14 protein-coding genes are annotated in these 13,734 nt (G+C 47.8%); 10 read left to right on the forward strand and 4 right to left on the reverse strand.

The annotated features are described in order from the left end of the window. The first annotated feature begins 9 nt into the window (after positions 1–9). The 9 genes from gspG to H8K29_RS10990 are packed head-to-tail and all read left to right on the forward strand — an operon-like array spanning position 10 to position 8,072. A complete protein-coding gene (gene gspG / locus H8K29_RS10950) occupies positions 10–480 on the forward strand; it encodes a type II secretion system major pseudopilin GspG (RefSeq protein ID WP_370527171.1) in 471 nt (156 codons plus the stop codon). A gap of 56 nt (positions 481–536) precedes the next feature. Then, positions 537–1,004 carry a prepilin-type N-terminal cleavage/methylation domain-containing protein gene (locus H8K29_RS10955; RefSeq protein ID WP_186884341.1) on the forward strand — a complete coding sequence of 156 codons (468 nt, stop codon included), beginning with the start codon at positions 537–539 and terminating at the stop codon, positions 1,002–1,004. Further along, positions 1,001–1,489, forward strand: a complete 489-nt coding sequence (locus tag H8K29_RS10960) for a type II secretion system protein J (protein ID WP_186884342.1) — start codon at positions 1,001–1,003, stop codon at positions 1,487–1,489. Before H8K29_RS10955 ends, H8K29_RS10960 begins: the two co-directional genes overlap by 4 nt. A gap of 1 nt (position 1,490) precedes the next feature. Then, the gene (locus tag H8K29_RS10965; RefSeq protein ID WP_186884343.1) at positions 1,491–2,159 is read left to right on the forward strand and encodes a type II secretion system protein; all 669 of its coding nucleotides are present in this window, start codon (positions 1,491–1,493) and stop codon (positions 2,157–2,159) included. After that, positions 2,159–3,196, forward strand: a complete 1,038-nt coding sequence (locus tag H8K29_RS10970; RefSeq protein WP_186897630.1) for a type II secretion system protein GspK — start codon at positions 2,159–2,161, stop codon at positions 3,194–3,196. The genes H8K29_RS10965 and H8K29_RS10970 overlap by 1 nt, the downstream gene beginning before the upstream one ends. Then, positions 3,165–4,403: a hypothetical protein gene (locus H8K29_RS10975; protein ID WP_186897631.1), complete on the forward strand. Its 1,239-nt coding sequence runs from the start codon at positions 3,165–3,167 to the stop codon at positions 4,401–4,403. Before H8K29_RS10970 ends, H8K29_RS10975 begins: the two co-directional genes overlap by 32 nt. Position 4,404: 1 nt before the next feature. Further along, the gene (locus H8K29_RS10980) at positions 4,405–5,037 is read left to right on the forward strand and encodes a GspMb/PilO family protein (protein ID WP_186897632.1); all 633 of its coding nucleotides are present in this window, start codon (positions 4,405–4,407) and stop codon (positions 5,035–5,037) included. Between the two features lie 21 nt (positions 5,038–5,058). Next, positions 5,059–5,577 (forward strand): hypothetical protein, encoded by a 519-nt coding sequence (locus H8K29_RS10985; protein WP_186897633.1) that lies wholly within the window; start codon positions 5,059–5,061, stop codon positions 5,575–5,577. Then, positions 5,574–8,072: a secretin N-terminal domain-containing protein gene (locus H8K29_RS10990; protein WP_186897634.1), complete on the forward strand. Its 2,499-nt coding sequence runs from the start codon at positions 5,574–5,576 to the stop codon at positions 8,070–8,072. The genes H8K29_RS10985 and H8K29_RS10990 overlap by 4 nt, the downstream gene beginning before the upstream one ends. A gap of 119 nt (positions 8,073–8,191) precedes the next feature. Here H8K29_RS10990 and pyrE read toward each other — a convergent pair whose 3' ends face one another. The 4 genes from pyrE to gatC all read right to left on the reverse strand — a co-directional run bounded on the left by pyrE (position 8,192) and on the right by gatC (position 12,274). Continuing rightward, a complete protein-coding gene (pyrE, locus tag H8K29_RS10995) occupies positions 8,192–8,869 on the reverse strand; it encodes an orotate phosphoribosyltransferase (protein ID WP_186897635.1) in 678 nt (225 codons plus the stop codon). Positions 8,870–8,903: 34 nt separating this feature from the next. Further along, complete coding sequence (gene gatB / locus H8K29_RS11000) at positions 8,904–10,370, reverse strand: Asp-tRNA(Asn)/Glu-tRNA(Gln) amidotransferase subunit GatB (RefSeq protein WP_186897823.1); 1,467 nt, start codon at positions 10,368–10,370, stop codon at positions 8,904–8,906. Between the two features lie 127 nt (positions 10,371–10,497). Next, the gene (gene gatA / locus H8K29_RS11005) at positions 10,498–11,952 is read right to left on the reverse strand and encodes an Asp-tRNA(Asn)/Glu-tRNA(Gln) amidotransferase subunit GatA (RefSeq protein WP_186897636.1); all 1,455 of its coding nucleotides are present in this window, start codon (positions 11,950–11,952) and stop codon (positions 10,498–10,500) included. 19 nt (positions 11,953–11,971) lie between these two features. Continuing rightward, positions 11,972–12,274: an Asp-tRNA(Asn)/Glu-tRNA(Gln) amidotransferase subunit GatC gene (gene gatC, locus H8K29_RS11010; protein WP_186884352.1), complete on the reverse strand. Its 303-nt coding sequence runs from the start codon at positions 12,272–12,274 to the stop codon at positions 11,972–11,974. Positions 12,275–12,561: 287 nt separating this feature from the next. On the opposite strand from gatC, the gene H8K29_RS11015 reads away from it, so the two are divergent. Next, on the forward strand, positions 12,562–13,605 hold the full coding sequence (locus H8K29_RS11015; protein ID WP_186884353.1) for a rod shape-determining protein: 1,044 nt from the start codon (positions 12,562–12,564) through the stop codon (positions 13,603–13,605). The last annotated feature ends 129 nt before the right edge of the window (positions 13,606–13,734 follow it).

Genomic DNA, 13,734 nt, shown 5'->3' on the forward strand with positions numbered 1-13,734 from the left:
AAAAATTTAGTGAAAAACACGTCAAAAAATACAGTAAAAAATAGTCTGTCGGGTAGAGTTACAGGCTTTACTTTGCTGGAAATGTTGGTGGTTATGGTGATTATCGGTCTGTTAGCGGGCTTGGTTGGTCCGCGTATTTTTGGCAAAGTGGATTCGTCAAAGGTGCAAACAGCGCAGACGCAAATCAAAATGTTGGAAAGCGCATTAAATATTATGCGGCTTGATGTAGGACAAGTACCACCTCCGGAGCAGGGATTGCAATGGTTGTTGACGCCACCTCTTGACCCTAACTTGCAACCTTTATGGAAGGGGCCCTATATCGAAGGCTCCATCCCTGTGGATCCCTGGAGTAATCCTTACCAATACAAAGCACCAGGGATTGATAACAAACCGTATTCTGTGTATTCGTTTGGTGCGGACGGTAAGCCGGGTGGCGAAGGTCTGAATGCAGATATTGGTCTTGGTTCTGTAGTGAAATAATTCGTGTTATTTGTATTAGTGTCGTTGGATGTGTACATGTTGATGGGGTTCTTCGAGTGACGACTTTTTCTGTACGTTCTCAGACTGAATTGGTACGTCGGCAGGTCGTTGTTCGGCGGACGTTTTCTTGTGGCTTTACCCTTATTGAAATGATGGCGGTGTTGACGCTGGCTGCATTGATGGCCGGCGTTGCGTTGCCGGCAATGCAGAGATGGTTTGATTCTATTTCCGAGCGGGCGCAATTGACGGAGATCTCGATTCAGTTTCAGCGGCTTGCGTCACGTGCCGCGCTTTTGTCCGAAACGGTGAAATTAAGTAAATTGAATTGGACGGATAAGTTGGGCGATGGGAGTGCGACACTGAGTTTGCCAGACGACTGGTCGATTGCGAATGAGAAACCCGTTGTCTTTTTTCATAGTGGAATATGTGAGGGTGGGATTGTTGAGCTCACAGGCCCTCAGGCACGCAAAGTGAAATTAAATATCGCAGCTGTCAGCTGTGACGTGAGTGTGATCAAACCATGAGTGCATTTATGTTTAGAGCTGGTTCTTGCAAAGCAGACTGCTCACGGTTTCGTTCGGTAAGACTAAAACAAATGGGCTTCAGCTTGTTAGAAATGATTGCTGCCCTGACGATCTTGACGATAGGCTCAGTCGTATTATTTAGCTGGCTTGGACAGACAATGGGTCAGCTCAACCGTTTTCAATTACAGGAAAAAGAATCACTGGCTAAATTGCAGGCAATTGATTTTCTATCGACACAAAATCCGGCACTGGCTTCGGAAGGTAAACAGGTATTTGACTCTTTTAAGATGGAGTGGAAGAGTGAGCCCGTTGCAGAAACCAGAGACGCGGTGTCACCTACCGGTGGTTTGGGTTTGTATCAAATAAGTATGTACAAAGTTCAAGTGAAAACGTATGACAAATCAGACCGTACGTGGTTTGAGTTTCCATTGAGGTTGGTTGGATACAAGCAGGTTCGCCAGCCTGCAACAGCGACGCCGTTTTAATATGTCAGGTATAAAAGGCGTTGATACGAGCGGGAGTTATGCAGGGTTGCGCAAAGCAATTCCTGGCCTGAATCAAGATGGGCTGACGTTGATTGAATTGCTCGTTAGTCTGGTGATTTTGGGGTTTGTTGTCGTGATTATGTCCGGGGCTTTTTTCCAAGTTGCGCAAGTCGTGCGTATTGCTGAAAATGTGAATGGTCAATTTCAGTCCCAATGGATACGCATTAATTCTCTGAAAGACCTAGTGGGTAATCTTGTATTGCCTGAGAGTATAGAAAAGCCATTCCAGGGCGATGGTAATGGCTTTGAGGCTTATTCTTTATCCTTGCCGCAAAATGATTGGGGTGATTTACAACAATTCAGGGTGAAATTAAGTTCCGTTAAACAAGGTAAAACTGATTTGGTGGTCACCGTTGGTGATGCACAACCGGTCGTCATTGGCTCTTGGGATATGCCGATTCAACTGGAGTATCTTACTGTGGATGGTGCTGCTGTATCGATGTGGCCGCCTCTGGGTAGGGTAGTGGAGGATATGCCTCGGGGAGTGATCGTGCGTGCGAGTTCAGGTGAACGGTTAATACAAATGATTGCCTCTTACAATGGTGCGCATAAGGTTGAGCCAAATGGGAAAAGCGATATGGGTAAGTTGTTTGGGGTTGATGTGAAGTGATGCACCGAATTTACTCAGGGCGTACCATAATATTGAAACACTCAAACAGTGGCTTTGCTCTCGCTGCTGTGTTGTGGCTGTTGGCTGGACTTACTATATTGGCTGCGATGATTAGTCAATCTAATCAGATACTGGCGGAACGCCAAGCAAAGCTCAAACAGCGCGCAGACGCTGAACAGGCATTTTTGTCCAGCCGTAGTGAAGCTTTGTATTGGTTATCAACTAGTAAAGCCACCGAGAGCGGTTTTGGCTGGTCTGGGCAATATTTACGTGTTGACGGCAGGGGATACGCAGGTGCAAATCGCAGCACTATACAATTACAGGATGTCCGGGGGTTATTAAATTTAAACCGCCCAAAACGGAATTTATTATCACGACTTCTTGTTAGCTGCGGTGCTGACGAATCTGAAACAGATGCGTTGATGGATGCATTAGAAGATTATGCCGAGCCAGGTAAATTGAAACGATTGAATGGCGCGAAGGATTTTGAATACTCTATGGCTGGCTTACCTTCACCACGTGGGGCACCGCTATTGTCTGAGCCCGAGATCTGGCGTGTCTATGGCTGGCAAAAGTTGCGATCGACATGGAACGCTCGTCATTGTTTTGAGGATGTCACGGTTTGGGGTGATAGTAATTTTAATCCTGGCACAGCAACAGCTAAGACCTTGGCAGCTTACGGGGTGACATCTGAACAAGTAGCGACTATTGAAAAAGAGCGTGCCGTTGGCGAGTCGACCACGATCAACGCACTGCAGCAAAGCAATCAGGCAAATAATTTTTTAGGTTTGCCTGATGGCCGCTATCCTGCACGCACCTTGCGTGTAACGCATTCTATGCAAGATATGTCGTGGGTTTTTCGCTATGAATTAAAATTACGGTCTAACGCTGAAGGAAGTCCATGGGAGATATCATCTCCGCGCCGAATTCCATTGGCTTCAGTTATCATGCCGGCTGGTCGTGCCGAGTGGCCAAAAATCGACCACATTTCTGATACGGATAAGAATGCAATTACGCAACCGATACTACCTTTCTGATTTTGCCGCATCTGCCAATTCGTCCAGCAGCGACAATGGCAAAGAGAAATTCGTTCTACGTGCAGGTTGGATCAAACCATTATGGATATTACCTCGTGCATGGTGTGTCACGACGTCATTGCAAGCGAAAGGTGTGCCGCGCCATAAAACAGCTGCACTGGTACAGCTGCATTTAGGCCGACTGGCTCCATTTGCAGATTGTGGTGTTTATGCCTGTCGCTCAGGAGACTGGGTACATCTCTGGTTCTGGGAAAACAGGCGTGTACGTGAGCTGTGTGCAGAAAATGATCTGGACTTTGATTCTCTTCAGCTTGCTCCGGAAAGTGTCTGCTTTCCAAAGCGTAAAGAGGGCGCAGTTGTATACCAATGTAAGGATGGTATCGAGGCACAGTTATGGTATCAGGGGGTATTGATAGATAGTGCCTGGTGGCCAGATCGCATTAGTGCAGAGGAATGGGATGTGTGGCGGCCGACCTCTGCTGGTGGAACTCGCTCTCAGCTTGTAAGTTGGCCAGAAAAAATGCCCTCTTATATAACACCTGGTGAAGTGTCGCCTGTTGATAAAACCGCGCGATTGGCGGAACCTTGGGGGCGAAATCTGCTCGGAGTCCAGTGGTGGCACGCGATCAAAGCGTTTCGTGTTGACACGCTACTGGTATTCGCTGGAGGACTTATGGCTGGATTTACTGCCTACTTATCCATGCAGTGGTGGACATTACAATCGTTGCAAAAAGAGACGGAAGAAAAAATTGCAGCCTTGTCGGTTCGTGTTGATCCTCTGAATGAGGCCCGCAGCAAGGCATTATTACAGCAACAATGGATTAGTAAACTGGTAGCGTTGCGTAATCAGGATGGTATTCAGGATCTGCTCAAAAGCTTGCAACCTGTTTTGCAGCAACAAGAAGCTGTTTTACGTGAATTTGAGTATCTTGATGGCGAATTGCGATTGACGTTGGTTCCTATCAATACAGAACTGAATATTGCCTCATTGATACAGGACATAGAATCATTGCCCAAATTAAGCAATATACGATTGTTGCCAGACAGCGATGTCAGAGTCGTCAGACTATCTGCCAAGATGCAACGTGTTGGGAAATCATCCGTCGACGCGAAAATTTTAGGGCAAGTGCAAAAAACAGTTGAACCAGTAAAAAATGATCAGCCTCTTTCCATTTACAGAAGCGGCAAGCGCGAGAAGGGGGAGTGAAATGAAAACGGGTGAACGTTTTTGGCAATTGCTTGGGATGGTGATGTTGCTACTTGTTGCTTACGGACTTGCCGAATTATATGACGTGAATGTGGCGCAACAAAAGCAGCTGGAAAGCCAGAGTCAACTGTTGGATCGTCAGGAAATTTTGCTTAAGAATAATCACTGGCCTGAGAATTTGATTGCCGTGCAAAAGGTACAAAAAGCCTGGGTTAGTTTTTTGCCGACTGAAAAGTCACCTACTTTTGCTAAGGCGAGATTATTGAGTGATATTCGTGATTTAGCGAAGGACGCGGGGATACCTAATTTGGTAGTCAGCGCTACCGATGCTGAAGGCGGTGACAAGGCGGACTTGTCCGGGTATGGAGAGAAGTCCACTTATCAGTCAAACGCGGATAAAAATAAGCTTGATGTGTTACCTTCGGGTGTTCAAGTGATCAAATTGACGGTGACGGGACGCTTTGATCCAATGGCGTTTATGAAGTTACTTCATTCTATGGAAGAAGCGCAGCGATTTATCATTGTAGAGCGAGCAATAGTTCGTGGAGTACAGATGGAAATTGGTATTCGTTGTTATTGGCGTGTTGGGACTGCGTTAACTAAAGACAAAGCAGAGGGTAAATCTGTTTCATAGGTGCTTTGATTGCACATAATTATGTTGAATTTAAAGAAAATTTCTAGCAAGCAGTGGGCTGCTTCCTTTTTTGTAATAGCTTGTACAGTTATCGGGGCTCTCTTAGGTCGGTATGTGTTGTTTGACTCTTTAGTACAAACACGGTTTGAAAGTCAACAAAAACAAACACAATCAGATCCTGCTTTTTTAGTGCCAGCGGCACCACCTGAAAAAGTAGTAAAGGATGAAAAAAAGAGTGCAGAAAATGCGCAAAAAGTGGCGATGGATTTCAGTGAGCTTCGCGTTTGGGAGGTGGCGGTTCGGCAGCCCTTGCCTCCGAGGAAAGAGGCGTTGACACCACCTCGCTGGAGAATTGTTGGCGTCACCTCTGTTGGGAGTGAAAAAAGTGTACTCCTCTTGTTTGACAATCAGCCAGCAACAGAGGCTAGAAAAATTGGTGAGAAATTACCAGGTGGAGCCAAGATTGTTGAGATCGCCCAGGACCAATTAAAAATTTCTTTGAATGGTCAAATTATGAAACTGAATTTACGTAAGCAATGAAAAAATCATCTTCCCGACTTAATACAAGATTGCTGGTACAGCGTATCGCTCCAGTGTCTGCGATAACTATTTTGTTATGTTTATCCGGATGTGCTGACACAAAATTAAATGTTCCAAAGAAAATAGAGTTTGAACGTAGCCAGCAATTGAATTCAGCGTCTGTATTGGGTGACGAACAGTTACAGCGCAAATACACGGAAACCGATACGCCGAAATTGCCTTTACAGCGATTAAGTAGCGCTCAGCAAAATCAAAATAAATCACATGACCTTGCCAATGAAAAAAGTGAATTGACTGTGTCATTTGATCAAATGCCATTGCCAACGTTCATTCAAGCCGTATATGGAAGTGTGTTAAAGACAAATTACTCTATGGACGGTGCTGTTGCTGCCCGTACTGATTTGGTTACTTTTCATACGCCACGACCACAAACGGCAAGCCAGATGGCAAATCTGGCTAGGATGCTTTTGAAAAGTTATGGTATTGCAGTGCAGGATTTTGGCGGTGTGATTCGAATGGTGCCAGATACTGCGACCAATAGTTATTCGCCAGCGATCAGACGCGGGCGAGCTCAACCAGATACGCCGATGAGCTTGCGGCCTGTATTTCATTATGTAGAACTTGACGCCGTTCGTATAGGTGATTTTAGTGGCTTGTTGCGGACGATGTTTGGTTCCAAAATCCAAATTCAAGATGATCCCGGTCGTAATGCATTATTGTTGAGTGGTCAGGCTGACGACATTTCTGCTACGATGGAGGTTATTCAGGTCTTTGATCAGCCCATTATGCGTGGTCAACGTACTAAGAAAATTACACCAGTTTTCTGGACTGCTGATGAGTTCAGTAGACGACTGGTTGATGTTTTATCTGCGGAAGGTTACGCAGCTAGCACTGCTATCACATCCGGAGCACCTATATTAGTTTTGGCAATTCCTCCAATTAATAGCATTATTATTTTTACTTCTTCTGAGACGATATTAAATCACGCATTAACATGGGCTAGAGAATTAGATAAGCCATCCGACAGTCAGGCTGGTGGTGCGTTTTTTACGTACCCAGTCAAATATGCAGATGCTCAGGCATTAGCGAAGACCTTATCCGAGCTGATTGGTGGGGTGACTGGTGCTACGACTGCGGCTGCTTCAGGTCAGCAAGCGGCAACTGCTTCGACGTCCAGGGGCGGCTCAAAAATTGTCGTGAACAATGCGACAAACAGCTTGATTATTCAGGGAGGTGGCCCAGATCAGTATCGTCAATGGATGGCATTGCTGGCAGAACTGGATAAACCGACTAAATCGGCTTTGATTGATGTGATGGTTGCAGAGGTGACAGCAGGAACTGCAAATACTCTTGGGGTGGATTGGAATTTCCGTAATGCTAAATCTTCTGCCGGCGGTATACCAGGTACGGTTACTTCGGGGAATGCTGGTTCCGGTTCTGGTGGTCTTACTTTTAGTTTCTTGAATTCTGCAGGATTACTGCGTGCAGATATTTCTGCTCTGGCATCAAAAAATGATGCTCAGATTTTGTCCAGCCCTAAATTGATGGCACGAAATGGTGAAACTGCGACGATTCAGGTAGCTGATGAAGTTCCTATTTCTACTGGCGTTACTACTACGCCTGGCTCAATCCTTGGTGGTGGTTCGGTAGCAACTTCGATCCAATATCGCACCACCGGCATGATTTTGAAAGTAAGGCCAGTTATCAATTCTGGTAACAGAATTGACCTTGATATTTCTCAGGAGGTGAGTAACGTTAAATCTTTAACTAGCGGGCCACTTAATTCTCCAACTATTGGGACTCGTAAAGTCGATACGAAATTAACTTTACGGGATGGCAGTACGGTCATGCTTGCAGGCCTGATTTCTAATGACAATAGTTCTTCTGATGCGGGCGTTCCTTTACTCAAGGATATTCCAGGTGTTGGTAGTTTGTTTAAAAATGAAACTTTCAGCAAGAGCAAAAAAGAGCTGATTATCCTGATCACACCTTACATCATCAATGATGATTTTGAAGCGGAATCGATCAGCAATGCTTTTCAGAGCTCTCTTGGTGATTGGGCTAAGGATTTGAAGGAACGAACCGATCTCAATGCGCTCAAGCGTATGCCACCGCCAGTTGACAATGCTGCAAAAGACAGTGTGCCTGTAAAAATCGATGACCGCGCCAATCGACCTGTTGCGCAGCCACCTGCGAAAGAGGTCATGTCTAAGGAGTCCGCTCCGAGAGAACATTATGAAGATCAGGCAAAAGAAAAGATAAGTACTGAAGAATCTTTGACTAATAAAGAGTCTCTTGCACCTTCAGATGTCATTATGAGTAAGCCGCTACCTGCAACATCACCGGTACAACGTTCAACTGGAAAAGCAGATGAGGGTAAAAAAGTTAAAACAGGCAATACAGGTGCAAAAGCTGCACCTGTATTGCCGGGAACTAAGCCTGTTGAAAATACAGATTTGTTAGAGGAATTGAGGCGTGCTGTAGATAAACGTTAAATAAAAAGGGTTTGCGATGAGCAAACTCTTTTTATTTTGAGGCGATGGAATTCTATATTAGCGTGGACAATTGATTGTTTATGTGAGTGGCAAGTTTTGTTGATTTCCGTTGATATAAATCATTTCTGAGTTTCAGCTGCGCCATATTTTGAGCGGTAGGCCGCAACCGCATCTTTGTGCTGGGTCAGTTGAGTATCTGCGCCTTCTGCGGACAGGTAGTCAAACAAGTCATTCAGGTTGCCGATAGAGACGACAGGCATGTTGTACGCCTGACTGACTTCCTGCACTGCGGATTGCGCAGAGAGGTTGTCATCTTTACCGGAGCGTTCCATGCGGTCAAGCGCGATCAGCACAGCACATGGCGTGGCACCAGCCGCGCGTATCATTTCTACCGATTCGCGCACAGAAGTACCGGCAGAGATCACGTCGTCGATGATGACGACTTTGCCTTTCAGTTCAGCGCCGACAATGGTGCCGCCTTCACCGTGGTCTTTGGCCTCCTTGCGATTGTAGGCAAATGGCACATTACGACCCCGCGCTGCCAGCGCGACGGCAGTAGCACTGGCCAGCGTGATGCCTTTGTAGGCAGGGCCGAACAGCATGTCGAATTCGACGCCGGAATTAATCAGGGTGTCCGCATAAAATGCAGCCAGTTTGCCGAGATTTGCGCCGTCATTAAATAAACCTGCGTTAAAAAAATACGGTGAATTGCGTCCGGCTTTGGTGACAAAATCACCGAAGCGGATGACGCCGGCATTGACCGAAAATGCAATAAATTCTTGTCTTAAATTGCTCAAAATAGTCTCACTTGATTAATTGGGGATTGCGCAATCAGCCTGCCAGCTTTTTCTTCAGCAATTCATTGACCTGCGCTGGATTGCCTTTGCCTTTGGTTGCTTTCATCGCTTGACCGACCAGCGAGTTGAATGCTTTTTCTTTCCCCGCGCGGTATTCATCGACCGACTGCTGATTCGCTGCCATCACTTCATCGATAATTTTTTCGAGTGCGCCGACATCAGAAATTTGTTTCAGGCCTTTTGCTTCAATCACCTGATCGGCCAGATTGACGTCTGCCGATGGTGCTTGCCACATTGCCGCAAACACTTCTTTGGCAATTTTGTTGGAGATCGTGCCATCGACAATGCGTTGCAACAGCACTGCCAGTTGCGCTGCGCTGACCGGGATGGCGCTGATATCAACGCCTTCACGATTCAGTGTGGATGCAACATCGCCCATCATCATGTTTGCTGCAGGTTTTGCCTGAGCGACGCCAGCCGCTTGTACGACGGCTTCAAAATAGGTTGCGATACCTTTTGATTGCGTCAGGATGGTGGCATCGTATTCAGGCAATCCGAATTGCTCAATGAAGCGCTGGCGCATTGCCGACGGCAGCTCTGGCATGGTGGCGCGCACTTGCTCGACCCACTCACGACTGATTTTCAGTGGTGGTAAATCCGGGTCAGGAAAATAGCGATAATCCTGAGAGTCTTCCTTGCTGCGCATGGAGCGTGTTTCTTTGCGGTCAGGATCATATAAACGGGTTTCCTGCACCACGGTGCCGCCATCTTCTATTAGTTCAATCTGGCGACGCACTTCGATATTGATCGCTTCTTCGAGAAAGCGGAACGAGTTCAGATTCTTGATTTCGCAACGTGTGCCGAATTCTTTCTGACCGACCGGACGCACAGAGACGTTGGCGTCGCAACGGAAAGAACCTTCCTGCATATTGCCATCGCAGATATCGAGCCACATCACCAGCGAGTGTAATGCCTTTGCATAAGCGACCGCTTCGGCGGCACTGCGCATGACTGGTTCTGTGACGATTTCCAGCAAGGGCGTACCTGCGCGATTGAGGTCGATGCCTGTCATGCCCTGATAATCTTCATGCAGGGATTTACCGGCATCTTCTTCCAGATGCGCACGGGTCAGCTCAATGACTTTGACTTCGGATTTACCATCTTTCTCCACCACGCACGACACAGTCCCACCCTGAACTACGGGGATTTCAAACTGACTGATCTGATAGCCTTTTGGCAGATCGGGATAAAAATAGTTTTTACGGGCGAAGATCGATTCCGGCGCGACGACCGCGCCGACAGCGAGACCAAACTGAATCGCTTTTTCTACCGCACCTTTGTTCATCACCGGCAAAACGCCCGGCAATGCCAGATCGACAGGGCTGGCCTGGGTATTGGGTTCTGCGCCAAATTGAATCGAAGAACCGCTGAATATCTTGGAGTTTGTTTTGAGTTGCGCGTGCGTCTCAAAACCAATAACGACTTCCCATTGCATAATCATTCCTTGTTTCGTTGTTGCATGTGGTGTCAGCAAATGCGCGACACACTTCATCCATCAATCGGATGCTGCCGTTGGGGCTGGTTGATGTACCAGCGGCAGCAATGTTTGCCTATTACTTTTATGCCGCTTATTCCGGTGCGCGTTGATGCCAGTCAGTGACTTGCTGGTACTGATGCGCGACATTCAATAAACGTGCTTCATCAAAGTAATTACCTATCAGTTGCAAGCCGACCGGACGTTTTGCATTTTTGTCGCCCTGACCAAAACCGCAAGGGATGGACATGCCAGGCAAACCGGCAAGACTGGTCGATAAAGTAAAAATATCGGCCAGATAGTTAGCGACCGGATCATCGGATTTTGAACCCAGATCCCAGGCCACTGTCGGTGCTACTGGTCCCATGATTACATCGCACTTTTCAAAGGCAGCAGCAAAATCCTGCGCGATCAGGCGGCGGATTTTTTGTGCCTGCAAGTAGTAGGCATCGTAGTAACCATGCGATAAAACATAGGCGCCGACCAGAATGCGGCGTTTCACTTCCTCGCCAAAGCCTTCGGTACGCGATTTCCTGTACATATCGTTGAGGTCTTTGTAGTCAGCCGCGCGGTGGCCGTAACGTACACCATCAAAACGGCTCAGGTTCGATGACGCTTCTGCTGGCGCAATGACGTAATAGACCGGAATCGATAACTCGGTTTTTGGCAGCGAGATATCAACCAGTGTCGCGCCAAGTTTTTCGTATTCGGCGAGTGCCGCACGTACTGACTGTTCCACATCCGGGGCCAGACCTTCACCGAAAAATTCTTTCGGTACACCAATGCGCAGACCTTGGATTGATTTGTTCAGGTCACGATTGAAATCTTCCGGTTTGCGATCCAGCGAGGTGGAATCTTTTTCGTCAAAGCCGACCATGGCATTGAGCAACAGGCCGCAGTCTTCGGCGGTCTGGGCAATCGGTCCGCCCTGATCGAGCGATGAGGCAAACGCGATCATGCCGTAACGGGAAACGCTGCTGTAAGTCGGTTTGATACCGGTGACGCCGCAAAATGCGGCTGGCTGGCGAATCGAGCCGCCGGTATCCGTGCCTGTGGCTGCGGGGGTCAGGCGAGCCGCGATCGCGGCAGCAGAACCACCGGACGAGCCGCCAGGAACTGCGGTTTTATCCCACGGATTTTTGACCGCGCCAAAATACGAGTTTTCATTCGCTGAACCCATCGCAAATTCATCGCAATTCAGCTTGCCCAGCGTGACCATGCCTGCTTCAGCCAGTTTTGTGACGACCGTTGCATCGAACGGACTGACATAGTTTTCCAGCATGCGTGAACCTGCAGTAGAGCGCAGATTTTTTGTTACAAAAATATCTTTATGAGCGATGGGGATGCCAGTCAGTGCCGTCGCATCGCCATTGGCAAGGCGTACATCGGCAGCGGCCGCCTGTTGCAGCGTCAGTGCCGGATCGACATGCAGAAATGCATTCAGATCACTGGCGGCGATACGTTGCAGAAAGTGCTGGGCGAGTTCAGTCGCGGAGATCTGCTTGCTATGCAGCAGTGCGGATAATTGGGCAAGAGTTTTGGTATGCATAGAATCTTTTCCGGGAAGCTTATTCAATGACCTTAGGCACCAGATACAGGCCGTCCTGAGTTGCCGGTGCTGGCTTTTGGTATTCGTCGCGATGATTGGTTTCAGTAACCACATCGTCACGCAGGCGCAGTGCGAGTTCGGGTAACAGGGCACCGATAGGGTGGCTCAGTGGCGCAACGCCAGTGGTATCAACGGCTTTTAATTGTTCCGCCAGTAAAAAAATACCATTCAGCTTATCAAGCGTGGAATTCGCCTCGGACTCGGAAACTTCAAGCTTTGCCAGATTCGCGATGCGGGTAACATCATTAAGTGTCAGTGACATGATTTAAGGGCGCGGCAAGGCGCAAAAGGGTGTCAAAAATAATGCAAAAATATACAAATTCCGATACTGAATTTTTAGGTGTTGGTATCGAGTAAATTTAAGAAGATTATAAGGTAGAATGGCGGGTTAATGCCCTATAAGGTGCGCTAAATCCCCGAAGTTGCTGCGGACTGGCCTTGAATATGAGGATCCGGTTGATGCGGACAGGGTCAAATTTTGATGAAATTTCGTGGAACAGCGATCTGCTTGAGACGCTGTACACACAATTGTTAAATACAGGACAATACATGTTTGGTTTTCTACGTAGCTATTTTTCAAATGATCTGGCAATCGATCTTGGTACTGCAAATACCTTAATTTATGTCCGTAGTCAGGGCATCGTGCTGGATGAACCTTCTGTGGTGGCGATTCGTCAGGAAGGCGGTCCTAATGGTAAGAAAACCATCCAGGCCGTCGGTAAAGAAGCGAAGCAGATGCTGGGCAAAGTGCCCGGCAATATCGAAGCCATCCGCCCGATGAAAGATGGCGTGATCGCTGACTTTACGGTGACTGAGCAGATGCTCAAGCAGTTTATCCGCATGGTGCATGACACCAAATTCTTCAAGCCTTCCCCGCGTATTATCATCTGCGTTCCTTGCGGCTCTACGCAGGTCGAACGTCGCGCGATCCGTGAATCTGCGCTGGGCGCCGGCGCATCTCAGGTATTTTTGATTGAAGAGCCGATGGCGGCGGCGATCGGTGCCGGTTTGCCGGTTTCTGAAGCGACCGGTTCTATGGTGGTGGATATCGGCGGTGGTACGACTGAAGTTGGTATTATCTCGCTCGGCGGTATGGTGTACAAAGGTTCTGTGCGGGTCGGCGGCGATAAATTTGACGAAGCGATTGTCAATTACATCCGTCGTAACTACGGCATGCTGATCGGTGAACAGACTGCGGAAGCGATCAAAAAAGCGATCGGCTCTGCCTTCCCTGGTTCCGAAGTCAAGGAAATGGAAGTCAAAGGGCGCAATCTGTCCGAAGGTATTCCGCGTTCGTTCACCATTTCCAGCAATGAAATTCTGGAAGCGCTGACTGATCCGTTGAACAATATTGTATCTGCGGTTAAAAACGCGCTGGAACAAACGCCGCCGGAACTTGGTGCCGATATTGCAGAAAAAGGCATGATGCTGACAGGTGGTGGTGCTTTGCTGCGTGATCTGGACCGTTTGCTGATGGAAGAAACGGGGCTGCCGGTAATCGTTGCCGAAGATCCGTTGACTTGCGTGGTGCGCGGTTCGGGCATGGCGCTGGAGCGCATGGATAAATTGGGCTCCATCTTTTCTTACGAATAAAACTCTGGACCAGGGGCGGGATGGTATATCACCCCGCCTATGCAGATCAGAGTATGAGCAATACGATCCGGCGAGGCATGAAACCACAATGTATGTGTCTGTGAATGTAATTCATTGTCTTGTCGGTAG

It is taken from the genome of Undibacterium sp. CY21W (assembly GCF_014284265.1).
GTDB lineage: Bacteria > Pseudomonadota > Gammaproteobacteria > Burkholderiales > Burkholderiaceae_D > Undibacterium > Undibacterium aquatile.